16 protein-coding genes are annotated in these 26,313 nt (G+C 37.2%); 5 read left to right on the top strand and 11 right to left on the bottom strand.

The window, feature by feature from the left end:
• Positions 1-9: 9 nt before the first annotated feature.
• The 4 genes from LEP1GSC195_RS19305 to LEP1GSC195_RS19290 form a co-directional block, all read right to left on the bottom strand.
• Positions 10-231: a hypothetical protein gene (locus tag LEP1GSC195_RS19305; RefSeq protein WP_015683133.1), complete on the bottom strand. Its 222-nt coding sequence runs from the start codon at positions 229-231 to the stop codon at positions 10-12.
• On the bottom strand, positions 228-3,839 hold the full coding sequence (locus LEP1GSC195_RS19300) for a UvrD-helicase domain-containing protein (protein WP_015683137.1): 3,612 nt from the start codon (positions 3,837-3,839) through the stop codon (positions 228-230). The genes LEP1GSC195_RS19305 and LEP1GSC195_RS19300 overlap by 4 nt, the downstream gene beginning before the upstream one ends.
• Entirely contained in the window at positions 3,840-7,145 is a 3,306-nt protein-coding gene (locus LEP1GSC195_RS19295; protein ID WP_015683172.1) for an exodeoxyribonuclease V subunit gamma, read from the bottom strand.
• Between the two features lie 335 nt (positions 7,146-7,480).
• Positions 7,481-9,199, bottom strand: a complete 1,719-nt coding sequence (locus tag LEP1GSC195_RS19290) for a CocE/NonD family hydrolase (RefSeq protein WP_015683174.1) — start codon at positions 9,197-9,199, stop codon at positions 7,481-7,483.
• A 169-nt stretch (positions 9,200-9,368) separates the two neighbouring features.
• On the opposite strand from LEP1GSC195_RS19290, the gene LEP1GSC195_RS19285 reads away from it, so the two are divergent.
• On the top strand, positions 9,369-10,463 hold the full coding sequence (locus LEP1GSC195_RS19285; RefSeq protein ID WP_015683163.1) for a helix-turn-helix domain-containing protein: 1,095 nt from the start codon (positions 9,369-9,371) through the stop codon (positions 10,461-10,463).
• 54 nt (positions 10,464-10,517) lie between these two features.
• Here the strand turns inward: LEP1GSC195_RS19285 and LEP1GSC195_RS19280 are convergent, their stop codons facing one another.
• The 6 genes from LEP1GSC195_RS19280 to LEP1GSC195_RS19255 form a co-directional block, all read right to left on the bottom strand.
• Entirely contained in the window at positions 10,518-13,892 is a 3,375-nt protein-coding gene (locus tag LEP1GSC195_RS19280) for a hypothetical protein (RefSeq protein ID WP_015683129.1), read from the bottom strand.
• A complete protein-coding gene (locus tag LEP1GSC195_RS19275; protein WP_015683147.1) occupies positions 13,889-14,857 on the bottom strand; it encodes a hypothetical protein in 969 nt (322 codons plus the stop codon). The genes LEP1GSC195_RS19280 and LEP1GSC195_RS19275 overlap by 4 nt, the downstream gene beginning before the upstream one ends.
• Before the next feature lie 424 nt (positions 14,858-15,281).
• On the bottom strand, positions 15,282-16,607 hold the full coding sequence (locus tag LEP1GSC195_RS19270) for a type II toxin-antitoxin system HipA family toxin (RefSeq protein ID WP_015683145.1): 1,326 nt from the start codon (positions 16,605-16,607) through the stop codon (positions 15,282-15,284).
• Positions 16,600-16,959: a helix-turn-helix domain-containing protein gene (locus LEP1GSC195_RS19265; protein WP_269571422.1), complete on the bottom strand. Its 360-nt coding sequence runs from the start codon at positions 16,957-16,959 to the stop codon at positions 16,600-16,602. The genes LEP1GSC195_RS19270 and LEP1GSC195_RS19265 overlap by 8 nt, the downstream gene beginning before the upstream one ends.
• Before the next feature lie 177 nt (positions 16,960-17,136).
• Positions 17,137-19,227 carry an ammonium transporter gene (gene amt, locus LEP1GSC195_RS19260; RefSeq protein WP_015683168.1) on the bottom strand — a complete coding sequence of 697 codons (2,091 nt, stop codon included), beginning with the start codon at positions 19,225-19,227 and terminating at the stop codon, positions 17,137-17,139.
• A gap of 328 nt (positions 19,228-19,555) precedes the next feature.
• The gene (locus tag LEP1GSC195_RS19255) at positions 19,556-20,224 is read right to left on the bottom strand and encodes a hypothetical protein (protein ID WP_015683156.1); all 669 of its coding nucleotides are present in this window, start codon (positions 20,222-20,224) and stop codon (positions 19,556-19,558) included.
• Between the two features lie 49 nt (positions 20,225-20,273).
• Here LEP1GSC195_RS19255 and LEP1GSC195_RS19250 point away from each other — a divergent pair, with 49 nt between their 5' ends.
• The 4 genes from LEP1GSC195_RS19250 to LEP1GSC195_RS19235 all read left to right on the top strand — a co-directional run bounded on the left by LEP1GSC195_RS19250 (position 20,274) and on the right by LEP1GSC195_RS19235 (position 24,550).
• Positions 20,274-20,501 carry a DUF167 domain-containing protein gene (locus LEP1GSC195_RS19250; protein WP_015683142.1) on the top strand — a complete coding sequence of 76 codons (228 nt, stop codon included), beginning with the start codon at positions 20,274-20,276 and terminating at the stop codon, positions 20,499-20,501.
• Between the two features lie 113 nt (positions 20,502-20,614).
• Positions 20,615-21,328, top strand: coding sequence for an ABC transporter ATP-binding protein (locus LEP1GSC195_RS19245; protein ID WP_015683167.1), 714 nt, complete (start codon positions 20,615-20,617; stop codon positions 21,326-21,328).
• A gap of 44 nt (positions 21,329-21,372) precedes the next feature.
• Positions 21,373-23,673 (top strand): ABC transporter permease, encoded by a 2,301-nt coding sequence (locus tag LEP1GSC195_RS19240; protein WP_198012821.1) that lies wholly within the window; start codon positions 21,373-21,375, stop codon positions 23,671-23,673.
• Position 23,674: 1 nt separating this feature from the next.
• Complete coding sequence (locus tag LEP1GSC195_RS19235) at positions 23,675-24,550, top strand: efflux RND transporter periplasmic adaptor subunit (RefSeq protein WP_015683166.1); 876 nt, start codon at positions 23,675-23,677, stop codon at positions 24,548-24,550.
• On the opposite strand, the gene LEP1GSC195_RS19230 is transcribed toward LEP1GSC195_RS19235, so the two are convergent.
• Positions 24,537-26,279, bottom strand: coding sequence for a PAS domain-containing sensor histidine kinase (locus tag LEP1GSC195_RS19230; protein ID WP_015683154.1), 1,743 nt, complete (start codon positions 26,277-26,279; stop codon positions 24,537-24,539). The two genes, LEP1GSC195_RS19235 and LEP1GSC195_RS19230, sit on opposite strands and share 14 nt — an antisense overlap.
• Positions 26,280-26,313: the final 34 nt, after the last annotated feature.

Raw genomic sequence — 26,313 nt, 5'->3', positions numbered from 1 at the left:
ACGCGTAGACTAATAAAGTCTTATTTCGTTGCCTACTGCATCCAAATAAAAAGGAAATTGGTTTTTAAAAATATCTATGGAGTGCTCAGCTTTCACAGGCAAATATAGGTCTCCATTTTGATTTGCTTCGATCAGGTCTGCGATCAACTGCTCATGGTTTTTTTGGATGTGAGGGAAGTAGGTAATAATTTCTTTCGCCAATTCTATGTATGATGGTTCTGTTTGTTTCATAAATATAACTTCTCCAAACTCAGAGCTGCTTCTTGAATATACGCTAAAACTTCTTTGCGGATCTCTAGGAAAGTTCCCGTAGTCCAGACTTCTTTGGATGATTTAAGGTCAGAATAGATTCCCGAGTCTTTGGCGCTACCCATACCGCGCAGAAAAAGATAATAGACTCCTCCAAAACGCTCCAAAGCTAATTCATCTCCATAAAGAGAGGAAAGATAGTCGTAAAGAATCAAAGCATAAACTGATTTTTGAATCATATATCCTTTTTCGATTACAGCAGAAGTTACAGAGTTTTTATCATAGAGATCATTCGGCAAAAGGTTTGATTTGTAATCGGCGATATAATACTTTCCGTTTTTACAAAAAACCAAATCGATGGCTCCTTTTAAATAGTTCTCGAATCCGGGTGTTAACCTTACACCCGTCTTTTCTAACATCTTTTGTACGTATAAATGGAATTTTAATTCAGAAGATCTTTCTTCCGGTTTTAACTCACTCAAAGAAAAACATTTTCCATCGACGAGAGTAATTTCTGCCTTCATGGCTCGTTTCAAAAGGGTGGCAACAATCAAATCCAAAGGTTCTTCGGTGTCGAATGGCAGTTTGATTGGGTATTGGCGAATGGATTCTGTGTATGCCCAAATCCAAGATGGGTGGTTTAGAATTTTTTCTATTGGGAGTTCAAAAGTAGAGAAGTCACATAACTCCAGTATGCGATGAAGGAAATTTCCAGTTCTAGAGCTGGAAGGAAGTTTTGATTTAATTTTAGTAGATTCTGGTTCCAGGGTCTCTTCAATTTCTTTGTAAGTTTCTCCATTAATCTTTTCCAAAAGATTTTGTGAAGTCTGTAGGCTAGTATAACTATGTTGCAATAGTATCCTTCCCGCTTTGATCTCTGTAGGGAGAACGATTGGAGAAGCATTTGAGTTTTTTGTTAGAATCGAATTTGGGGTGTTAATTGTTTTTTCAAAGGTTTGTGTGTTGCTTCCATTTCGGAATAGAAAACATTTTTTGGAATCTAAATGAGTTTTGCTATATTCTTGGATCCGTTCCAGTTCGGTCAATAGAATGTTCCCATAACCAGATTTTTGAGTAGAGTCTTTCCCCCAAGACAATTTAGGTAGATACAACCTCAAATTCGGTCTTGTTAGGGCTACGTATAACAAACGTTTTTGTTCGTTTAGAAAATGTTTATATTCGTTTTGTTTTCCATTTTTCGAATCCCACAGGCTAAGTATCCATCTTCTCTCTGTTTTGTGACTTTCTTCGATGACGGTTGGGTATTCGTAGTCAGTTAAACTTTGGGGCCTTGTTCCAAAATAATATAAAAACACAATGGGCCATTCTAAACCTTTGGAAGCATGGATGGTCAGAATTTGAACAGCATCATCCTCTGTTTCCCGGTCAAAGAGTGGTTCTTCTTCTGGAGAAGTTTTTGCTTGTTTAAGTTCTCTTAATTCTCCCAATAATTCATTAAGATTTGCATTGGATCGAATTTGGAATTCCAATAACCGCTGAAAGATTTGTCTATAGTTGGTTCGTTTTCTTTCCCATTCTAAATTTTTGAGTTCATGGTCCCAAAGGATTTTTGTTTCATCCATAACAGATCGGAAAAATGCCGCATAACGATTGTCTCGAATCAGTTTTAACCATACATCAATGAGCGACTTCTCGTAGGAATCAATAGAATGTTCATTGTATTTGGATAGATCTTCTGGACGGACACCAAAAAGATCAGAAAAAAGAATTCGTTTGTAAGAGCGTGAACTGTTCGACTGAACCAAACATTCCAATAAGTTTTCAATTTGATCTGCTTCCCTTGATTGAAAAATCCCTCTTTGTTTGTAAATGGAACAGGGAATTCCTGCTTTTGACAAAGTCTTTTCGATCAGTTCTGTTTCCTTTTTACTGCCACATAACACGGCAATGTCTCTAAGTTTAACAGATTGAATTTGTTTTTCGTCTTTTTTAAAAAAAGACAGAGATTGTTCCTTTTGCTGAAAAGAAAAAATTTCATTTTTTATCGACTCTGCCCAAACACTCCTTGCTTGGCTCAGATTTTGTAAGTGATCTGCATATTGAATGATATGTATTCCAGATTCATTTGGATTAGCATAAGTATATTTGATTTCAGAGTCTTTCGGGGAATCGACTGGATGGTATTGGTAGTTTTCTTTTTTTGAGCCTGGTTCTTCTATGGGAAAAAAATTAGTTTCACCCAAATCGTTTTCTTTGTTATGAAAGAGAAGATTTAGTCCATTGATGATCTCTTTCGTGGAACGATAGTTTGTCGATAGACTATCTTTGGAGTCGGCAAAGTCACTTGCTGCATCTAGATAAATTCCAATGTCAGCTCCTCTAAATCCGTAGATACTTTGTTTGGGGTCTCCAATACAAAATAACATTCGGGTTTTGTCTTTTGCGTCCACAAAGAGGGAGCGAAAGATTTGGTATTGATTTTTGTCTGTATCTTGAAACTCATCCAAAATACAAATTTGGTATCGTTCCTTTAACGCTTGGATTAGTGATGGATTGGGGGAAGTAACAACAGCTTCATGTATTTTGAGGATCATTTGATCGTAAGTTAATGAATCCCCGGTTTTCAATTGTAATTTTGTATCTTCTGCAAGTTTAAGTGCCGTTTCCTGTAAAAACCATTCCCCATCCAAGTCTATTCTATCTTTTGGAAATGTGTCTTCGAGTAAGGATACGAGTGCTTTTATAGATGATTGTACATCAATAGCTTCTTTAGTTAGATTTTTTGTGATTGTTTTTCCGGTTAACAGAAAGTATGTGAAGTATTGGTAAGAAACTTTGTCGGCTGTCCTTTGTAAATTCTCGATCCTTTGTAATTCAGTTCTGAGGGTATCTATGTCTTTCGCAAGAATGGCTGTCAAAAACGTATCCATGGACAACCAACTCTCCATCCATTTCTGAATGGTCCTTTTATCGCCTTGTTCAAAAATAGAGTCGCCAATTGGACCCTTAAGGAATTGGATCACTTGAGTTAGAGAAGAAACGATCTTCTCTATGTTAGGTGACAGGATTGCTTTTTCTAAAGTCAAGATCTCTGGGAAATGGTAGTTCTTGGTGTTGGATAGAAGTTTGGATACAGAAAAGGTAATAGAAGATTCTTTTTCTAAAGTTTTCGACTCAATTAAATCCTTTGCTAAATCATCAAAGTTTCTTCCTCCCCAATGGTTTCGTTTTAATAGATAGAAACTTTTTTTAATAATTTCATCTGTGCTTGTTAATCGAACGTTTGGGTTGTTTTGGGTTTCAATTGGATATTCTTTCAATACCATATTACAAAACCCGTGGATAGTAGATATCGTGACTTGGTCTAAATCGCGCAAATAACGATAAAAACCAGGTTTGGTTCCATTTTCCGAAAGCTCCAATATTTTTGTTTTAAGTCGTCCCTTTAGTTCCCCCGCAGCTTTTTCGGTAAAGGTGAGAATTAGCGTATTTAGAATTCTGTTTTCGGGAATATTATTTTGAACATCATTTTTCATGATATCGCCTAACATTTCCATGATGAGGTGGGTTTTTCCCGTACCTGCTGAGGCTTCGATGAACTTAGGTTTGTGGAGTAGGGGATGGTCCATCTATCGAAACCTTTTTTTTAGAAGTGGCAAAAATATCTCTAAAACAGAATTAATGGAAAAATTTTCTAATAAAACTTTTGTATAAGGTGAAAGTTTCATCAGTTTACTTTCAAATTGTAAAATGGTATCGGATTCTTCCAATAAAAACTCATTCCATAAGAGATCAACATTCTCTAAATTCCCTTCAATTTCTACTAGAGAATGTTTGGCAAAGAAAAGATTCAAACCTGCATTGGGAATGTATTTTGGATTTTTTTCTGTTACCAATTGAAATATGGAATTTAAATAGGATTGGCAATCCTCTACCAAGAGACTAGACATGTCTAGCCAACTTTCGTTTTTAAAATCCTTTGCGTTGGCAGGAATGATGATTAAACGATGTCCCGTGATTCGAAACAAACAGGCGCTAATCATTACATAAGCCATCTTCCCGAGATAATCCTTTAAATAGTCATTGGGTTTTGTTGGTTTATCATACAAACTACCTGCGTAAAACCAGTAGTATATCCCATCTTTTTCAATTAGGTTTTCCCATTCTCCTGTAAGTGCGTATGTATCTGTTATAAGGTAAGGTTCCATTTTTTTGCAATCTCGAAGCCCTGTATCTCCAATCGATACAGCTTTAAAAAAGGACAAACTACTTTCTGGATGGAAGAGCGATTCTTTTAAGATTCGAAATCGTTCAGATACGGTTTCTAATTCTTTCAATAAAACTTCAGAAGATACTATGTGAAAGGCGCCATAAGGGAACTCTGCATTTTGTTCTGCTTTGAGTGTTAATTCTTTTAGATGTGTTTGAATTCTATCTCGATTCCAATTCCATTCTTTGTCGACAACCAATGATTCTGTAAAAATAGGAATAAAAATGGATTTAATGGTATAGATTTCTAATCGGTTGAGTTGAAAGGGCTCTTCCGCTTCGCTTTCTTCATCCTCCCAAATCTTTCCCAGGTTTTCTGATAAAGGTCCTAACATGGGGTTTTTTAGTCCGTTAGTTAGTTGTTGAACGGTGATTTCATCGGTCCTTTTATCAAAAACATCTATTGATGCCAATTGATTCGGATCAGTAAAATTTGGATTTGGTAATAAAGTGTCTGTATTTAGAAACCTTTCTAAATTGCGAACATAATCAAAGGATGGGAATGAATTTTTATCAAAAAAACGACTATACGATGTTAGTGGTAATTCGACTGCTTCTCTTAAGCCCATTGTTGTCATTACTTCAAATAGAGTGGAACATGGTTCAAATTCTTTATCTTCTAATGTGTTTTTGCCAACATAAGAAAAAGTAATGCTATCTTCTGCAGAAAGAATGGACTCCCAAAATAATGACTCTTGAATCTCTCTTCGGTTGAGATCCCAAGGTTTAGAATCATGTCTTCGTAAATTAAATCTTGATCTATCTACAGAGCCTGGAAATTTTCCTTCGCCAAGTCCAGCAATGTAAACATGTAAAAAAGGAATGGGTCGCATAGGTTGTAAAAGAGAAACCGTTACACCTTCGGTTAAATAGTTACCTCGATGCATTGGTATGTCAGAGAAAACTTCTTCCGTGATCAAAGAAATCATTTCCAAAAAGTCTTTTGTTTTGTTCCAATCAGAGTCGCACCAAGATCTTACGGAGCGAAGCCATTGGTTAAAATATACTCGTTCTCTTTCCCATTCTCCTTCAAAAGAGAATAAATTTTGAAATAAATTTTCAAGAAGGGAATACCTTTCTTCCTTTGGAGTCTTTAGAATTTTTTCTTTTAATCCCTGTTGGATCTTTTTGATCCGATTCCAAATTTCTACAAATTGAATGATGGTTTTGTCAGAAGAAATTGGTTTTGTAACAATTTGTAATTCTTCCCATGCGGCTTCTTCTTCAACCACCATAGATACAACAGCTCGTTTGAGTCCGAAGGAAATAGTATAAGGGTTGTATTCTTTTTCTTCTTCATAAATGGAACCTAATGAATCAATTAAATCTAAAACTTGGAGTTGTGTTTCCTCATCGCCTTCATTTATATTTGCAATGAGAGGATTTTTGAACAAACTATGGATGTCTTCTTTTTCAAAGCGATCGTTTTTTATACAACGAAACAAAGTAGACAGTGCCAAATACAACTGTGATGTGTCTTTAGCCACTAAATCCGTGATAGAGTAGGGTATCCTTAGTAACTTGGGTAAGTTTTCTTTCGTTTGTGTTGAGTAAATTCCGCCATCAAACACCCATTCTATGGCAGAGCGATACTCATTCATGTTGGGCACTAAAATAGCGAAATCTAATAAATTGAGTTTCCCTTTGCTGACACTTATCTTATGTAATATATCGTGGGTTATCGACTCTACTTCGCGATAAACTGAAGGCGCGTTCCAAACACGCACAGTCTGATCCTCTAGATAATTTTCTGCTTTTGGAGACTCTTCTAATAAAAAAGCTTTTAACTTGGAAAGCATACCACCACTTACAAACTTCGACTTTTGTTTGTTATACTGATCTTTCGCAAACTCTTTTGCTAAATAGGATTGTGGTTTGGAAAACTTGGATAAGTAGTTTTTTGTTTTCTCTGAATTTTTACCAATGATTTTTCCGTTGTGAAACTGGTAGATATGCACAGTTAGTTTAGAATCTTCGGGAAGAGCTGTTTGTTTTAAAAAATCAATATAGGTTCCAGAAAGATTGGACAAACAAAACAAGTGCAGGTCGCCACTTAAAGGCAACTGTTTCCCTTCTTCCAAATAGCGGAATAGATTTTTCGGTTTTACTTTGTCTTTATAAATTTCGGTATAAATTTGTTTTTCTAATTCCCAATAAGGGTCTTTTTTAAGTTCGCTCGGGATGGTTTTTGCTTCCAAACCAAGCCAATCTTTAATCCAATCTTCTCGGTTAAGTTCATAGTCTTTGAAATATTTTGTAAGTACATCGGAGAGATAGTATAACTTTGGAATCTCTTCCAAATATTTTTCCATCTCAGGAAAATTTTTCAACAATGTATTTTGTTTTTGGTAAAGTAGAGCGAAACAATCTCGTTTTAATGTTTCGTATTGATACAGTGCCGTCTGTTCTTCGTAGTTTGGTATATTCAAAGATTGGAATATAATTTTTAAAATTGCTTTTTCTAAAAATGTAAACTCTATGTTTAAGGAAAGATGGGAAGAATCAAATTTTGGTAAGTTTAGTCGTAACCATGGGATAAGATTTTGATTGGGAACCACAACGATAGGTCGTTTAAGAGGACTCTCTCTTTGGTCTTCGGTGATTTGTTTTCCAAGTTCGGTGGTGATCTCACCTAGATGAAGGCCAGCGTAATAATGTATCGGCAACGGGGTTCCCTTTATTTATGAATCGTACAAAGTCTGACGCTTTAACTAACTAAGTCCATTCTAATCTGAATTCACATTAGGAAAAACAAGTAAGGTGGGGCGCCATTTCCGGCTATCCGCTTCAATCTTTCGCATCTGCGAAAGGATTTCCGCTACTATCCGGGGCGCTCGTATTTGGTTATTTTTTGGAAAATAAGGGGAGAGGGGAACCCTCTCCCGATGAGTAATCTAACTTGTTATAGGTGAGAATTGACCCAGTTGGATGTGGTCACTTAAGTGTAAACGTTTCATTCTCTGGTTCAATTCTTTATTCCTTTTATACTTCCTTGTTTCTCTTATTCGCTTTCAAAACGCAAAGTAGACGCCGTGGATGTGGTATGTTTAAAAGCAGTTGTATACAGTGAGATAGGTTTCGGTACTGCATACATGGGATCAATGTTATCGATGGCAAGAGCCAGGCGGCTTCCGACTGGGAAATCGTGTGCGACTGCTTGTAAATCGACATTTAGGTCCGTATCTTTTCCTTTCACACCGAAGAGTGTTGCCGTTCCATGAGAGATTAGTTTTCCTGTTCCCCAAACATCCACTTCGTACAAATACACCACAACATGAGGAGCATTGTCTGAACTGTTGATACGACCTTTATAGAAAGTTTTCCCTCTTAGTTTTAATGGGCTCGTCAATTTGTCTGAGATATAAACCATAGCGTTTGTACGATCAATCAAATTGACATTGGTTGTAACGGGTACAGATACAGCTCCATCTAAGATTTCGGAAAGAAGAGGAACGCCTGTAGTGGCACTCGTTCCACCAGAAAGGATAGTGTCGGTTCCGTTTGTTGTATTCGCTGTTGGTGTGATTTTTCCAGGACTGAGTAATCCCATTGGTCTTAAGTGGTAAGTGCGTTCCACTTTGTTTGGATTGGGCCAAGCAGAGTAGGTTACTCTCGCATCAGAAAATCTTCTTTGGATAGAAACTTTTGGTTTCGACATGATCCCATTTTGGACTCCTTTCAACCAATAATCAAACCAGTCATAAGCATTGGTCCAAACATAGTTATCAATTCCTAGGATCCCTCCGATTTCTGCCGTGGCATGAATTCCATTGTTTAAATCTAATTTTTTAGGAACTGTCAGTTGTTCAAAGTAAGGAAGAATTTGGTTTGGTTGGAAAAGATTGTCTTGGGAGTTGTTTGAAATATAAACAGGTTTGCCCGAAGCATTGAGAGCAGCAACAGCACTGTTAGGTGATCGTTCACTCGCCCAAGCCAAAACTGCAGCAACATCCCTTGTATCCAAAAGTTTTTGAAAGTTTTCGGCAATGATAGGATCCATTCTACCTGTTATATAACCCGCAGTGACAAGAAGTAGTCCCCATACGAGTCTTGGTGTTTGGTTTCCATAAAGTGAATCTGGTAAACTCCCCCATCCACTCATAGCCACAGCTGTTGTAATTCTTGGTTCTTTGCTGAGTCCAAGTAAAGCAATTCCGGCTCCATAAGAAATACCAGAGAGTGCAATTTTGGAGTTGATTGGTGCATTTGCTTGTAAGTAGTCTACAATCGCAGAAAGGTCTTGTATGTCTTTCGGACCTGCGACATTGATGAGTCCTTCTGATGCTCCGAAGCCTCTTGTGCTATAACTAAAAACAACGTATCCTTTTTTTGCTAACTTAGCGGCAGGAACAATGTATTCGTATTCGTTGAGTGCCCAACTATTGACGAAGATAACTGCAGGGAAGGGGCCTGTTCCCGATTTGGGAACAAATAAGTTTCCTGCAATTTTGGTCCCATCATTTGATGTCACAACAATGCTGTCATCAAAGCTGAAACTTCCATCGTTTTCTTTTGCAAACGCAGATTGGATGTCCCGGGATAGGTTTGCGTTAGTTTGTCGTAGTGCTTCCGGTGACGCGGATGCGTCGGAATTTGTTCCGCTTAACACACCGAGTACGGCTGCGCTGTTGTTTGAGTTTTGGTTTCCATTTTGTCCGCAAGCCACAATCAGGAAGACCCCAAGTGGCAAGAACAGACGGTAGATTTTTTGCATTTTCATAATTCGCCTCTGAATTGACTCAAATTTACCATGAATGCGTCCATCTGGCGTCTAAGATGGCGATTTTGGACGTATTTTTAGGTCTAATATCATGATTTTGTACTAATTCTTCTTACGAGTGGCCTCCAAAGGGTTGACGTAAACGTGCATTTCGTCCGAATTTTGAATCATGTTCGAATTCGTCGGCTCATGGCTCCAATTTGGGGCTTGGTTTCATTTTGTTTTAGGCATTGGAATTCTTGTCAAAGAGAGAGGTTCCAAAGGATTTCCCTTTGCTATGATTGCTGCCTTTTCTGGTGGGACCTTGGTTTTATACGCTTATCGTTTATATGCTGGTCTGGAATTTGAAACTTCTCTTTGGAACCAGGGGTATGTTCCTATTATCTATTTGATTCCCGGAAGTATGCAATACACAATCGAACAGTTTCTGAGTCTGGAACCTGTACCTATGGGAAAACTCTACCGATTGTATCCCACTTTCGCTGTGATTTTACTTATACTAATATTACAATGGATGGCACCAAATACACTTTCCCAAACTATGAATCAAAGTTTTACGGGAGCATCCATTTCTATTCCCGAACTTACTTCAATCTTGGGATGTCTCTATTGGATGGGTACTTTTGTTTGGATGATCTATCAGTATAGAAGTATACTTTATAACAACCCAAATAAAGAAGCAAAGTTAGGTGTTCAGGTACTCGGAATGATTTTAAAAGGGAACATTACCTTTGCTGGTTTCATTTTACTTAGCACAATTTTACGATGGCATTCGGGAATTTATTTTACCGCAGGGCTTGCGACGATGATGGCAGTGGTTGCTTTTATCAGCACACAAATTAAGGATGAACTTTTTAAAGACATCCTTCCGGGTCTCCGTCAATCCTACCGTACATCTCGAATCCTTAACTTAGATTTAGAAAAACTTCAAAAAGAACTCGACTACCTGATGAAAGTAGAATGTATCTATCGCGAAGAAGATTTGAGTTTGGCATCTCTTTCCGAACGACTAGGAATTAAAGACTACCAACTCAGTGAATACATTAACGCCTATCTGGGTATCAACTTCAATCGTTTGGTAAACGAATCTCGTATAGCTGAAGTTTGCCGATTGATAGAAAAAGAACCAAAGGCAAATTTATTGTCTCTTGCGTATCAAGTTGGGTTTAACTCCAAAGCAAACTTCAATTTAGCCTTTAAGTCATTAAAAAAAATGTCCCCCAGTGAGTATGCAAAGTCTGTTGGGAAGGGCCATTCGGCTTAACCAACCCGTTGCCCTTTCGAAAAAGTGTAACGAGTTGGCCAAACATACGAACTGTTACTTCTTTTCTTTCGGTTTTTTCTTCGAAACCGTATAACCCAAAATATGCGCTATCTTCCAAATAGTATCGAGATTCTCCTTAGTCGCAGGCATACTTGATTCCGTTTTGGAATCTGGTAACACAGATTGTGCATGGAATTCACTCGTTCCAAACCGAATGGTTCCCGGAGTCAAATGGATCCAAGTATGCCAACCGTATTCTCTTTGTTCGGGATAGAAGGTGAGTAAAATCCCCGGATCCTTGATTTCTGGCATATCCGGAATTTTGTCGTCTAACTTTCGTCTGGCTGCCATATCAAGCATCGTATAAGTTTCTGAATCCTTTTTTGCTTTTTTCCAATGGGACTGGATGGCAGCATCCCCTTTTTTACCAAACCATCTCCAAAGGAGTGGCAACCTTAATCCCAATGCCTCTTCATAAATACTGGAGTCATAAGCATCTTGGTTTGTGATCTCCAGTCGTCTCTCGATCACTTGGGAGATTAGATCAAAAGAAGAATCTCCTTCCAATAAATACAATCGAGATGCTATTAAATCAGTCCATACATACCAATCAGGAGTTGGATTTTGTAAAAGTGTTTTGATTTCGCTAACATCCATCGTAAGAACCTTCTTCCATTTTAAAGATTCGGGTTCCATCACTCGCATAAATTGTAACAGATATGCCTTCCAAGAAGGTGCTGCATAAGGGAGTTGGAAAATTTCCAAAAAGTATGGAAACACTCCTGATCCTTGGAAAAACAAGGCCTTGATGGCTTCCCACCGATCATAAGATCCTGAATATTTGTATTCATCCAAGGAATAGCGTAAGGATTCCACAAGCCAAGGCCCTCCATACCGAATCACATCTTCATGTTTGTATTTGGTTTCTCGAATTTTTTCAAATACATGTTGGATGCTATACTTTTCTGGATGGAGGATTGCCTCGGGTAACAAAGAATTGTTTTTAGAAAGAGAGGTTGCATACTTATCGGAAGAATCATATTCAGGAGCATCTTCTTTTGTCAGTGCGAACCAAGCTCTCCTTGCCTCTACTTCGATATAACTCCAAGAATAATCCACCATAGGATCCGGATCCGCATAGATATGATACCAAAGATAGTCTTTAAATTGTTGTAATTCTTGTTTTCCAATACAACGGATAATTCCATAAACGCGAACTTGGTCTCCACGATTTCCCAAAATTCGTTCCGCAAAATTTGTGTATTCTAGATTGTCAGGTTCTAATCGTAATAACCCTGCTACATAACAAGCTTTCAAATCAATGGCAATTCCCGGATAAGCAGAATTAGCAATTTTTGAAAAGAATTCATTTAACTCTAATTTGGCTTTTTCTGGCTCCAGTTTAGCCCATGCGAGTGATGCTTCCGATAAATTGATGATGGAACTTAGCTCCAGATAGGCGCCTCTGTCTCTTCCTTTGAATTGAAAGCTTTTCCTTACATAGTTTGCAATTGTCTCTGTATGTTCGTTTAAATCCAAATGAGCACAGACAGCAAAGGCATTTCCTACACTGATGCCAAAATATCCAAAGTGGTCTTTGTAACTTAAAAGTTTTTGAATCAGTTTTACAGATACTTCATCTAAGGTTAATATTCTTTCTTGTAAGGCTTCATTCAAGTGCGTATACACAGTGAACATATTGTTTAAGGTCGGGCCTTCTTTTTGCACTTTTTCTTTAGTCTCTTTGATGCTGTCGAGGGTCTCAAAAGTGCGCCAAGCGGCATCAGCCAAAATGGATCTGGATTCGGTATGGTCGCTATTGATTAATGCCTCCACCACATATTCCATCCTGGGGTCATCCTGTTTGAGTTTATGAACTGCTTCCCTAAGAGAAACCATCGCCCTATCATCATCTAACATCCCAACTGTTTTTGTTATTCCACAATAAGCTTTTTTGTTTTCAGAGTCATACTTCAAACCTTGTCGAAAAGCAGCATTGATGGCAACGGAGAGCCTTTTGTCTAACTTTTCTGGATTGTATGGCCAAGTATTGTAAGCGCTGTCAGTTCGCTCTCTGAAATAATCTTCAATGAGTTTTTTCAGGGCAGCATCTTTTTTGCTAATCTCTTTGAGAATCGTATCATGGGCATTTACATCATCCGGAAATTCTTCCATCAGTTGAAAAAGATTTTCTTCTTTTTTTAGCCTTGTTTCTAATTCTTTTTTGGAAATGGTGTTGAGATTGGAGAGTCCTAAACTATCATTATATAGTTTAATATTTTTTGGTTCAATCTGTTTTGGATCAGCATTGCTAAATGTTTGGGTTCGAATTTTCTCTACTTTCTCTGATGGCAGATGGAACAGTGACTTAGACTTCCCATCCAAATAAGCAAGTATATGTTCACTGATTGTAGATATAATTTTTCCTTTGGATTTGCTAGCGAGTTTGATTGTCTCTCTACAGGCGTCTTCATTTTTTAAATAGAAGTGGTGAAGGATCCAATAAGCTGCTAAGTTAGGATAATTTTTAATCTCTACTTTCTCATCTTCCCAGATGGTATAGGACGGAGCATCAGCAAGTTTTTCTGTAAATGCATAGGCAGGGTCGCCATAACTATGTCCAAGTAACCATGCAGATCTTTCAAACATATCTAATGAATTGTTATAAATAGGTTTTTTTTCGTAAAATTTAGTCGCTTCTTTTTCGAATGCCTTAATTGTACTTTCTTTGATTTGAGATGCTAGGATGGGCTCCTTCTCTTTTTTGTCTGGTTTTTCCTCTTCAAATTCTTCATCCTCTTCATCTTCATAACCTTCATTAGAGTCGTTGTTCCAATTGTCGGCGATGAAATGAGAGATAGAAAAGTACGGAAGATTTTCTAATTCTCCTATTTCATGGTTGTAGTGATTTACTTCGATGGATTCATTTTCATTAGGTAAAAGATTGATCCAACATGTATCACCACCTCCATCTGAGGCGAAGGCATAGGAACCATTAAACAAAAACATAAGTCCACTGTAAGTACCAACTAACCAGTCGAGTATCTCTTCCGGTTTTTTGATTTTTATGAGTCTTTCTGTGGAAGAAATGGCATAATCAAATCCACCATCTTCATCTTCTTCCATTTCCTCTTCTTCTGCGGAGTGATGATCAATCATATTCCAAATATCGGCTACTTCGTACATGATAGATTTATATGCCTTTTTTATGTTCTCCCATTCCAAGATTTCCTTTCCGGGTTTAAATCCATACATGGACTCAAATTCCTTTAGAAAACTTTGATCAAATTTTGTTTTATTTTTTGTCAGTGCATTTTGGAACTTATCTTTTTGCGATTGGAATACTAACATTCGATCAATGATGATTTCTTTTAGATTTCCATAATAAAAGTCTGACTTTTGTAAATTTAGTTTTGTTGTTTGTTTCATGTTGTTAGTTCTGTATTAAATGTTAGAAAAGATTCCGAGTAATGGTTGCCGTAAATTTTGAACCAATAATCCCCAGAATTATCTTTCTCGAATCGAAGTAAGTTCAAATCGGTCGTTAATTTATCGGACAAAGGGTGGGGAGTTAGAGTTAGTGTATCTAAATTGAAATTTAATAAATATTTTTTTGAAGGTTTTTTATTTCTCTCTTTCAAAAGCAAAACTAGATTGGATTCATCTTCAATTGCTAAATCGACGAATTCTAAATAAGAACCAAAGTAAGATTTCATTGTTTCCTCGTATAAATCGAGGAGGTTCTTTAACTCGCCATCTACGTTTCGTAATTCTAATTTTGAATCAGAATATAGGAACACCTTTTTCGAATTTACTTTAACCTTCATCGGTGCTCCACTTGTCGCAAATTCTGAGACAAACTTCCCATCCAGATCAAGGATATAAGCAATTTCTGAATTGTTCTCTGTAACTAAAATTCTATTCTTGTTTACCTGTCTTAAGTTACCAATGTTTTGAAATTCCAAATTGCAATTTAATGTCTCCCAGTTGGTTCCATCCCATCTATGAATTTGTTTTCGTCCGCTAGTGTTAGCAAAGACCACATAAGTGTATTGAGCAATATTTAGAATTTGGTATGGCGCAGGGTCTGCCAACTTGGGAGAAGGTACGCTGTAAAATTTATCATCTCTAAAGAACATTAAAGAATTCGAAGATCCAAATAAAACACTGTCTGGATTAGAATCGAATGGATTGTCGCTCGCAAGGTAATAACTTATTGGAAATTCATAACGTGTAATTTGATTCCCATCGTTTTTATAAAGGATAGGACTTCGACTCCAAGAACCAATCCAGATATTCCCGGTATGATCCCTTTCGAATAATATTCTTTCGAATCCTGTGATGATTGAGTCTTTTTTTATGTCGTAGGTTATATTGGTTTTTATTTCTTGCATTTTAATTTCTAAAAAACTTTGAATGCAAAATGAAAACTATCTTTGATTAGGCAATTTATTTTTTATTTTAGTGTTTTTGAATATGAATGCCATGAATATCACTACAAGCAAACATATTCGTCTTGAAATTCGTATCTTGGATACTATGTATATCGAAACTACCATGTATCATAGAATTCTTTGAGACAGATTATTGAATTTAAAATAGTATTTGGTGAGAAATTAAACAGCAGCAGTTGTTATGACCTTCGTTGTGAATTATTTGATTTGTAAAGTATGTACCAGGACAAAACTGTAAAGGATGTACGAGTACACTCAATCGCCTATCGCATGTTATGCGACATAATATACATTCTCGGAAGCTAGGAATTGAGCTAAAATACAAAATAACTTCTGTATTTCTTTGTGACTACTATCCTTTGAATTAAATTGGTATGTTTAAATTCTTTTGAATTTCTTTTCGCAATAAGGAAGGCACATTCGTTTGGTTTGCATAATTTCCCCATCGGGAGACTATATCTTTTATTTGTCCAACAATGGATTTGATTTGAATCGTTTTTAGATCCGCTTTTTTCCCGAGTTCTATAAAATCATCCATTCCCAATTTTTCTCGTTTCCCGTTGATACTCATCTGATGGCGATTGGTCCATTGCCCATTGGGATTAAAACTGTAAGTCATGTCAAAAGCAGGAGATAAACTCCATTTGCCATTTTGATCCATAAGAAAGGCAATGTTTTTAGTATGATCATCTTGGTTACGAGAAACTACATTGAATACAGCCCTGCGAAATTGTTGTTCTAGGGCAGGTTTAGTATTTTCTAAAATGATTTTGCGAATGACGTCTAGTGTTTGTTCATAACTATAAGCACCTGCCATATTAAAATCATAATGAGCTAGTGCACAAAGTGATTGCATGTGTTTTTTTTCACCGCCATTAGTTCGATCAAAACGTTTGGTCATAAAATGTTGCCTTCCATTTTCTTCGAGTAGTTTTGATTCCATCATCTGAATTCCACAATCTAAAGCCATACGGTAGTAAACATATTCGATACAACCAAATCCTTTCGGATCATTTAGTTCTTTGTCTTTATTATTTCGAATCCCATCTAATTTCAGAATCCAATAAGTAAAATCTTCCGTCGTTTTGACTTGTCCAGAACGAACTTCTCCTGTTTTTTCATTATAAGCAATGATACATTTTGCTCTAGCACCACCCGCCGAAGTACCGATCGTGAGTAAACTTGACAGTGATTCATTTAACTTCTTTTGATTTGTTAATTCTAATTTTGTTGAAAATTTTTTACGATTACTTAGAATTTCTGAGGCTAACTCTACCATCTCCGTAATTTCAATAGACACGTTTTTAGTTCTTAATCTGTAGGTTGCCGGTTTAAATTCCAAGGCACCCATCCCACGTTCGCCAATATAACATAATCTTTCTACTGGATTAAATGATTTGGGATCCCTTCCTATTTTTGAAAGCCAAACATCGATTAAGGCATTCCCAAATTTATCAGGTAGGGAATCGGCAAGCATTCCAGGAAGTCCTTTGAAGGTATCTACATTGAGATTGCGAAAAAAATAGAGTGTTCGACTTTTTGGCATCAAAAGAGGTGAAGGTTCAACAGGAGCATTTAAAAACTCGTTGTCATACTCAAAGGATGCAAACCTACCTTCTTCATTCCAAGAAACATAACCAACGAGGCTACCCCAAAGATATACTTTGGCCAATGTTATGGGATCACTCATTCTGTTTGCCCCAGATCCATTCCTTGTTTTCGTTAGGTGATATTTTTTTCTGTTTTCTTACTCTTTGTCTCGGCTTTTTTGTTTTTGATTTTGCAAGGAGTGCAAGAGAAAGATTGGGGTCTCGAAAGATGAGTTGTAATTCGTTGAGTAGATCCAATTCTTTTAAAAGAGAAAGTAAATTGAGTAGAGAAATATTTCCCTTTCCCGTTTCTAACCGAGCAATGGAAGAAGGCGACACACCACTCTTCACCGATAAGTCCTCTTGAGAAAGCCCCATTTGGACACGCCTTCCTTTTAAGGAGGTCCCTATTTTTTCGAGAATTGTATATAAATTTTCATCTGACCAATTCATCTTAAATAGTAGTATATGATAGATAAAATAATCTTCAAGAGTTATTTTGTCATATAAGATGTATTATTTAATATTAATTAACTGGTCATAAATGATTGTTTATTGCTATATTTTCAATAATTTGTATTATATGACTGTTTATTGCCACTAGTCCGACTTCCCTTCTTTCTATGTTTCTTATGTTGCAAACTGGAAGTATGGTAAACTATCTTCTGGTTCGCGTATTCTTTGTTTGACGAGGAAGGTTTTGATTTTTCCTTTCCCTTTGATTTCGATTTCGCCTCTTGACTCTAATTCAAAATCAGACTGAATCAACTTGGCTGTAGATTCTGTGATCTGAATTTCATTGGGTAATCCATGAGACTCCATCCGTGATGCAAGATTCACTGCATCTCCCCAAATATCGTAAATAAATTTTTTGGTTCCAATTACACCTGCTACCACTGGACCCGTGTTGATTCCAATGCGCATACTGAGTTTAGTTCCACTCTTTCCAAGTTTCAACCGAGAAAGCAAAGACTTCATATCCCAGGCCATATGAGTTGCAAGTAATGAATGATACTGGTCAGGCGCCGGTAATCCAGCCACAGCCATATAGGCATCCCCAATCGTTTTGATTTTTTCTAGTCTGTATTTTTCAGCTAACACATCGAAGTAAGAAAAAATTTCATTTAAGATCCGAACGACGGCTTCGGGTTTCATCCCAGAGGAAATTTGCGTAAACCCAACAATGTCTGCAAATAATACGGAAACTTCTGGGTAACTATTTGCAATTAACCCTTGTTTTTCTTTCAATTCCTCGGCAATCGCTTTAGGAAGAACATTTAACAATAGTTTTTCTGCCCTTTCTTGTTCATTTCTTACCTTTTCATACGCATTGGCAATTTCAACCCTAGAGTCTTCGTTTTCTTTTAATGTAGAGCGAACCTTACCTAATACTAAGTTGTATCTTTCTGCAATTTGCCCCACTTCCGTAAAGGGTTCCACTGGTACATCGAGAGTTAAGTCTCCCGTTTTGTGTTGGTAGTCCATAGATAAAAATAAATCAATGAGCTCTGTTGTAGCTTTGTGTTCAGATATATTGAGACCCATCCGTTCTTCTGTTTCATCAACTCGGAGATGGTAGATACGATTGATACCTTTAAAAATAATATAGGATACACCAAAGGCAAATAAACCGACAACGGCAGAACCTAAAAGTTGAATGAGGATAAAGTCCCATCTTCCGTTAGTTGCACCCAACCCTTCAATCTCTCCAAAAATTCCAACCGCAAGTGTCCCCCAGAGGCCACCTACTAAATGAACAGGGACTGCACCCACAGCATCGTCAATTTTCAATTTTTCTAGTAATTTTTCTGCCGGGATCGTAAGTCCTCCCGCAATCATACCAATAATGGCAGCTTGTGCCGGTTCGACACAATCAGCACTGGCAGTAATGGCAACAAGGCCCGCCAAAGATCCGTTCAGCGGAGAGATCGCCTCTGGATACCCCTTAACAAACCAAGTTAAAAACAGTGCGACCAACATGGAAAAACCCGAGGCAATAATAGTATTCAAAATGACGATAGGAACTGATCCATTAAATGCTAAAGTACTTCCGCCATTAAAACCCATCCAGCCAAACCAAAGGATTATACCACCTAACATTGCAAGTGGAAGGTTACTGCCTGTGACTGATTTGGAAGGTTCTCCTTCTTTGAATCTACCAAGTCTTGGGCCTACGACCAAAAGAAGTGCCAAAGAGACCCAACCACCAACACTATGTACTTGAGTGGATCCTGCAAAGTCATGAAATCCCAATTGTTCTAACCAACCGCGTGGGGATTCAATAAAAGTTCCTCCCCAAACCCAATGGCCTACAACGGGATAAATGATACCAGAGATAAGAGCTGTTGCTAAAAGATAAGATGGAAATTTTAAACGTTCTGCAACGGCACCAGATACAATGGTAGATGCAGTTCCACAAAACATCAATTGGAACAAAAAGAAAGTAGGAGGCCAGGCATTGTCTTTAGGAAAGGCAGGTAAAAATAAGTCCGTCCCAACAAGTCCATGAAAGGAAAATCCAAACATGATTCCAAATCCAAACAGATAAAATAAAAGTGTGGCCACTCCGAAATCTGCGATGTTTTTAATCGCTACATTGATCGAATTTTTTGCACGAGTCAAACCAGACTCTAATACCAAAAAACCTCCCTGCATCATTAACACAAGACCCGAACAAACAAGTACCCATAAAATATCTAACAGATTTTTTTGAACCGACATCCCCTACCCTCAAAATCGAATTCTATCTAGGTGGAATTACCTAAACGGCTTTGATCTTAAGTGATCATTTCAGTTTATTTTAGATCAGCAAGTCGAATTCTAAGCATTTTCACCTAACAATCATTTTAAAGAACAGACGACTTGTATCCAAGTCAGATGAATTGTTTATTATATAGGCAACTTGCTTGTTCTTTATCCCTGCGCCACCGGGCGCAGCGAAAATCCTTTCGCAACGCGAAAGATTGGAGCGTAGAACGGGATCGTTGATGCAATAAAATCCCGATCACCAAACAGATTCGAGGCGCCCAAGTGCAAAGAAAAAAGTCGATTACTTGCCTTTCATTTTTCTCCGCATTCGAATCCATTCTTTCCAAAGAATATAACTGAGTCCTAATGAGATCAGAGCAAATGCGAAGGCACCACTTAAGGCAGTCAGAACGTTAGCAGTTTCTTTTGCACAAAGATCTGAAGGAGAACCGGCATAAACGCCACTTGCTTGGATTCCATTTTTATCTGTTATGGATTGTGATTTATTATACACAACTGTTATTGTATCACCTTTTTTTGCTCCCAGTAATCGGAGTTGGGCTTCAGAGGGTTTATGATGTTTTTTGAATGTTCTTTCTTTGTTCTCAAAGTTATGATTGGCAAGTCCCGATTCATTATAAACTAACACTTCTGTTTTATTATCTAACTCTAAGAAAAAACTGCCAACGGACACTTGGTATAAATTCCAATGATTACGTTTGGTTTGGTATTCAACATTATAAACTACAAAACCAGACACTGGATCAGGTATACTACTTGGAGAGATAATGCCAGATATAAGCTGGGAGTCTTTTGCATTTCGATTGGATTCATCACAAAAGAAACGACGATATTCCCAATCTTCAGTAGAATTGATGACAAGAAGAGTAGACAAGGTTGTAGTAAATACAACCATTAGAAAAAGAAAAAAATAAGTAGCAAAAGATAGGGATGATTTAGAGGATTTCATCGATGTTATTTCCGTTTACATTAGTCAGGAAACTAAATACTAAAAATTTATGAAATTAACTGTAAAGGTAAAACCAAATAACAAACAACCTGGACTAGAATTTATATCAGAAACAGATTGTATCGCGCGTTTAAAATCGCCACCAATTGATGGGAAGGCGAATGAAGAGCTGATCTCACTACTTTCAAAACACTTCCACGTACCAAAAAACAATATTACGATCCTATCTGGACTTTCATCCAAATCCAAAATCGTTTCCGTTCTTCCAAGGACTTGAGAAACATCAGCTAAATCATCCAAGAATTCTTTGAATTTTCAGTTCACAGATTCTAACCAAAATAATACATTTGTAAAAATAAGAGTTCTTTTTGCACTCGCGGTATTTTTAAAATGAAGAAACCCAATACCCTTTTGGAAACAAAAAACCTTGGAAAAACCTACCAAGTCGGTGAAGTTCCCCTAGTTGCCCTTCATTCAGTAAACCTAAAATTCAAAGAGGGTGAATTAACGGTAATGTTAGGTGCTTCCGGCTCAGGTAAGTCCACTCTTCTCAACATCTTAGGCGGACTAGATACAGCAACAACAGGCGAAGTTTTATTCCACGAGAAAACATTGGCTTTAGAAAATGATGAGGGGCTCACAAGGTATCGAAGGAACCATGTAGGTTTTGTATTCCAATTTTATAATTTAATCCCAAGCCTTACAGCAGAGGAAAACGTACGTTTGGTGACTGATCTTTCTGATAAGTCCATGACACCTCTGGAAGCATTGGCATTAGTAAAGTTAGATGATAGAAAGAACCACTTCCCTGCCCAACTTTCTGGTGGAGAACAACAACGAGTTGCGATAGCAAGAGCCATAGCCAAAAGGCCCGAGTTACTTCTCTGCGATGAACCTACAGGAGCACTTGATTTTAAAACGGGAAGGATTGTTTTAGAAGCCATCACGGGGATCAACCAAGACTTAGGTACGACCACTGTGGTCATCACTCACAATGAGTCCATTGCACAAATTGCCGATCGAATTATTCTTGTTAAAGATGGCACCATCGTTTCAGACTCCGTGAATCATCATAAAAAACCTGTATCTGAGGTTAGTTGGTGATAGGAAGGACTCTCAATCTAAAACTAATCAGAGACTTAAAGTCTATGACCATGCAGGGATTGACCGTGGGGCTTGTGATTGCAGCGGGGATCAGTTATTTTTCTGCCTCTTGGGCTGCCTACTTTTCCTTAATGGATGCACAATCAAATTTTTACAGCAAACAAAACCTATGCGAAGGATTTGTTTATTTAAACCGTGCACCTTCTTTTCTCGAATCAAAAATAGCTGCCCTCCCCGGTATATCCGATTTTGAAACAAGGATCTCTAAAGAAATTGTTTTAGATTTTCCTGGCGAAGTATATCCGTCTGCTGCTCAGTTGATATCTTTACCAGAACATACGAACACTCTGTATTTAAAAAAAGGTTTTTTACCAAAACAAAACCAGGACGTAATCATCAGTGAAAATTTCGCCAACGCCAATCATCTAGAACCTGGATCTGTTCTATCATCCATTATAGGTGGGAAACGTGTGTTTCTTCATGTAACAGGCATTGGACTATCCCCTGAATTTGTATATGTTTTCCGACCTGGGAATCCAATGCCAGATGATAAACATTATGGCATCATTTGGATGAAACGAGAGGCGATGGAAGCAAACTTCAACTTTGAAGGTGCATTCAACCAAGTCATTTTTCATTTCGCTTCGGAAGGGGAAGATAGATTACGTACAATGCGTGATCTGGATGCATTACTTGATGAGTTTGGAGGTTTAGGTGCAAAAGAAAGAAAACTATTGCCTTCTGATTCTTTTTTGAGTGATGAATTTAGACAACTCAGAACTACGGCTGTTTTTTTACCTGGAATTTTTTTGGCAATCGCCGCTTTCCTTTTGCACATTATCTCCAATCGACTCATTTCGAAGGAACGAGAACAAATTGCAACCTTACGAGCGCTTGGTTATACTTCTAGAGATGTAGTTGTTCATTATTTAAAGCTAATTACTTTTATCACTGCCATAAGCAGCATACTTGGCGTAACTGTTGGATATTTTTTAGGCAATGGAATGACGGGTTTGTACGGGCGATTTTATAAATTCCCACAACTGATTCCTATCTTTCCACCTCTACTTGCTTTATTTAGTGTAAGCTTTGGAATTTTAATCGGCGGACTTGGAACTATCATTTCTTTGCGAAGCATCATTCAGTTAGATCCGGCACAAGCTATGCGCCCTGCTCCACCCGGAACATATACAATTTCTTTTTGGGAAGCTTGGATCACAAACCTTAGAACTATACAAAGAATGGTTTTGAGAAATCTTTTCAAACGTCCCACAAGAACCATACTCACCATCTTGGGTTTGTCTACATCCATTATGATTATGATCATTGGAAACTTTATACAGGATACAGTTGGAACCTTGTTAGATTTACAATTCAATACGATCCAAAAGGAAACACTTACATTGGTATTCAGAATTCCAGTAGAAGATTCCATATTGTTTGAACTTAAAGAGAGAAAAGGAGTTTTTTTGGCAGAAGGACAACGTTCTATCCCCATTAAAATAACTAAGAACAGGAAATCAAAAGATACCGTTTTAACAGGAATATCGGAAGGTTCCGACTTACGAAGAATTCTAAACCATAATTTACAGCCGATTGATATCCCGGTTTATGGAATCATGATGAATACCGATCTTGCAAATAAAATGGGGATTCGGAAAGGAGAGACCATTGTCATTGAAACGCTTGATGGGGAAAAAAGAAAAATTACTGTTACCGTTTCCGCATTTGCCAATGAAATTTTAGGTCAAGGTGTTTTTATCAATAGAAACAATCTCAATCGAATGTTAGATGAGGGCAGTTTAATCAATCTCGCTCTCTTGAAAACTGATCCATTAGAAGATAAAAATTTAATCGAAGAATTTAAGGACAATCCGCTTGTAATTGGCCTATTTTCAAAGTCAGCAATCCTTACAGCTTTTAAAGCAGTGATGCAAAGATCTCTTCAATCAACCTCTATTGTAATTTTGATATTTACAATTATCATTTCTATCGGGGTTATATATAATACAGCGATGATTACTTTATCCGAACGTATTTACGAATTAGGAAGTTTGCGTATCTTAGGATTCAGTTTAAAAGAAGTATTCGAAATTATAGCCTGGGAGTTGACGTGGCAGATATTTGTAGCTATCCCCATCGGGTGTTTTTTCGGGAACAAGTTAGCAAATCTAATTTTAAATAGTAACGAAACGGAAGGATTTAAAATTCCTGTTGTCATATTTCCTTCCACTTATTACTATTCAATACTTCTAGCACTCACCACCGCTGGAATCAGTTTTATAATTGTATATAGAAAATTAAAAACCATGGACTTATTAAGTGTACTCAAGGTGAGAGAATGATATGACAAAAGAAAGTATCTTAGAATTGATGAGAACAAAAAATGCAAAAATTGCAGTTGGTGTAATTTTGTTTTTAGGTTTTACTTTTTTAATTTTAAAAAAGGATCCAAAACCAGTAGAAGTATCCGTCGTCACCCAAGGTGTTTACAGACAGATCCTATCTGTTCAAGGAAAAACAAAAATCAAAGAACTCTATACAGCATATTCTCCTGTAAATGGTGTTATGCGCCGAGTGGAGTTGCATGCCGGGGACAAAGTTTCGAAAGGTATGACTCTACTCTCAGTCGACTGGGATATGCTTAAAATAGTTAAGGCAAGTGCCAATGGCCAAATTCTTAAAGTATACCGTGAAAGTGCAGGGCCAGTGGCCATGGGTGAACGAATTTTGGACTATGGAGATATTTCAAAAATTGATGTATCCGCATTTATTTTATCAGAAGATATGCCTGACCTCGATCTCAAAGACAAAGTGCTTTTGACAGGATTCGGTGAGAACGTTTTGGAAGGATCTGTTTCTATTATCGAACCTTCAGCGGTTACAAAAATTTCATCCTTAGGTGTAGAAGAACAACGTGTTCCTATTTTCATTGAGTTCGATCCGCCACCTGGAATTGGTGATGGTTACGAATTAGAATGTAAAATCATTTTATTTGAAAAACCAAGTGCGATTGTTATACCTACATCTGCTTTATTCCGTGAGGATGAAAAATGGGCTGTATTTACCATTGAAAAGAAAAGAGCAAAATTACGTTTTGTTGAAGTAGAACATCAAAGTGAAGGTGTAAGTATGATTAAAAGTGGCCTTTCTGTGGGAGAATCTGTTATACTATATCCTGGTGATACAGTTGTAAATGGAACGAAAGTTATACCCGAATAAGTACGCTCGATTCTTTAGGTAAGGTGAAATAAAATTTAGATCCCTTACCTACTTCACTTTCAACTCGGATAGAGCCTCCATGTTTTTCCACAAATTCTTTACATAAGATCAAACCCAAAGCAGTACCTCTTTCTCCAATGGTACCTGGCATGCTAGTTTGTTTTGCGTCGATACGGAACAGCTTATTCTGAATTTCTGCTGTAATGCCAGTTCCAAAGTCTGAGATACAAATTTCAAAATCATCCCCTATAGATTCAGAAGAAATTTGGATGTCCCCGCCTGGATGAGAATACTTCACAGCATTCGATATTAAATTTCTAAGGATGGTCTCTATCATTTTCTCGTCTGCATAGACCATAGAATTAGGATCTACAGAATTCTTTACCACAATTGATTTATTTTGAATCGAAAACGAAACTGAAGCAATAGCGGATTCGATGGAACGAAACAATGATATTTCTTCTGGGAAAAAAGCAATCTCGCCTGTTTGAGACCGTGCCCAAGTTAAAAGATTTTCTAGTAAAACATATATTTCACCAGAAGACTGAAAAAGAATGCTCAAATCATTCTTTGTACGTTTTAATGGTCTCGTATCCAAATCCTCTAAAATCATCCCTGCAAAAGTATTCATCCCGCCAATTGGACCCTTCAAATCATGTGCGATGATAGAGAAAAATCTGTCCTTTGTATGATTTAACAGTTGCAATTCGGAATAAAACTTATCTTTTTCGACTTCTGCTCTTTTCCTTTTATCAATGTTCCTTGATACTCCCAATATATTGATAGAACCATTCGGGTTCCATTGGAATACAGTGTTTGCTTCAATCCAAATTGTAGATCCATCCTTACAATACTGCTCGACTTCATCACTAAATGGTTTTCTTTCACCGGTTTCTTTGAATTCTTGGATCCGTATTTGTAATGTATCTAATATTTTTTTTGTTGAGGTTGGAGTAAGAGTGTCTTCTAACGAATGTTTGATAGCTTCTTCCGATGTGTATCCAGTGATGTTAACAACCGATGGACTAACATAGAGATATTTTTTTTCATCGAAGTTTAAAACCCATATAACATCTGTAGTATTTTCTGCAAGTAATTTATATTTTTGTTCACTCTCTTCTTGGCTTTTGATGAATATATCAATACACATCATCAGGAAACCAAATGTCATCATTACCGAAGTTACATAAAAAAACAGATAAGTTATATCTTGAATGGGTCCCTTCCCGAATGCAATTTGCGAAACGGAAACATCAGCGAACGTATAATACAAAAAACGAAGGAATAAAAAAATACCACAAGCCAGGTAGAAAACTGCCGTAAACCAACTTGACAAGCGAGCCTTTTGGTTTGCACCTAAAATTGTTTTGCCTGAAATTAATAGTTGTAAACTGGCAGCAAATGAGATCAAAGAAATTCTATACTTAGGTGGAATGTCCGAAAAATGATGAAAAACTAATAATATAAAAACTAGAGCCACAGAAAAGATACCGGACTTCCACATTTGTCTCCGATTGAACATTAAAAGTATTATATTATTCGAATATACTAATGATAAAAGAATAAGGGAGTTCCCCGCACTAATGGAGACCCAATCGGGTATTACACCTCTTAGAGCACCCATGACAACCCATCCCAAGGCTTGTAACAAAGTAGCAACGGACCAATCCTTTACAAACCGAAGCTTTTGGAAATACCCCCTAGCGGCAAACCAAAGTCCACCCGACATTAACAAACATCCAATTATGTTAATAAAAACGACT

It is taken from the genome of Leptospira wolbachii serovar Codice str. CDC (assembly GCF_000332515.2).
Lineage (GTDB): Bacteria > Spirochaetota > Leptospiria > Leptospirales > Leptospiraceae > Leptospira_A > Leptospira_A wolbachii.
The sequence above is the reverse complement of the archived record's forward strand: the minus strand, read 5'-3'. Positions and strand labels throughout refer to the sequence as shown.

Excerpts from the sequence above, each read along its gene's own strand:
- LEP1GSC195_RS19305 (WP_015683133.1), bottom strand. The coding sequence starts at position 231 with ATGAAACAAACAGAACCATCATACATAGAATTGGCGAAAGAAATTATT.
- LEP1GSC195_RS19285 (WP_015683163.1), top strand. The coding sequence starts at position 9,369 with ATGTTCGAATTCGTCGGCTCATGGCTCCAATTTGGGGCTTGGTTTCAT.
- LEP1GSC195_RS19235 (WP_015683166.1), top strand. The coding sequence starts at position 23,675 with ATGACAAAAGAAAGTATCTTAGAATTGATGAGAACAAAAAATGCAAAA.
- amt (WP_015683168.1), bottom strand. The coding sequence starts at position 19,227 with ATGTCGGTTCAAAAAAATCTGTTAGATATTTTATGGGTACTTGTTTGT.
- LEP1GSC195_RS19265 (WP_269571422.1), bottom strand. The coding sequence starts at position 16,959 with ATGAATTGGTCAGATGAAAATTTATATACAATTCTCGAAAAAATAGGG.
- LEP1GSC195_RS19290 (WP_015683174.1), bottom strand. The coding sequence starts at position 9,199 with ATGAAAATGCAAAAAATCTACCGTCTGTTCTTGCCACTTGGGGTCTTC.
- LEP1GSC195_RS19230 (WP_015683154.1), bottom strand. The coding sequence starts at position 26,279 with ATGTCGGGTGGACTTTGGTTTGCCGCTAGGGGGTATTTCCAAAAGCTT.
- LEP1GSC195_RS19300 (WP_015683137.1), bottom strand. The coding sequence starts at position 3,839 with ATGGACCATCCCCTACTCCACAAACCTAAGTTCATCGAAGCCTCAGCA.
- LEP1GSC195_RS19255 (WP_015683156.1), bottom strand. The coding sequence starts at position 20,224 with ATGAAATCCTCTAAATCATCCCTATCTTTTGCTACTTATTTTTTTCTT.
- LEP1GSC195_RS19280 (WP_015683129.1), bottom strand. The coding sequence starts at position 13,892 with ATGAAACAAACAACAAAACTAAATTTACAAAAGTCAGACTTTTATTAT.
- LEP1GSC195_RS19250 (WP_015683142.1), top strand. The coding sequence starts at position 20,274 with ATGAAATTAACTGTAAAGGTAAAACCAAATAACAAACAACCTGGACTA.
- LEP1GSC195_RS19245 (WP_015683167.1), top strand. The coding sequence starts at position 20,615 with ATGAAGAAACCCAATACCCTTTTGGAAACAAAAAACCTTGGAAAAACC.
- LEP1GSC195_RS19240 (WP_198012821.1), top strand. The coding sequence starts at position 21,373 with ATGACCATGCAGGGATTGACCGTGGGGCTTGTGATTGCAGCGGGGATC.
- LEP1GSC195_RS19275 (WP_015683147.1), bottom strand. The coding sequence starts at position 14,857 with ATGCAAGAAATAAAAACCAATATAACCTACGACATAAAAAAAGACTCA.
- LEP1GSC195_RS19270 (WP_015683145.1), bottom strand. The coding sequence starts at position 16,607 with ATGAGTGATCCCATAACATTGGCCAAAGTATATCTTTGGGGTAGCCTC.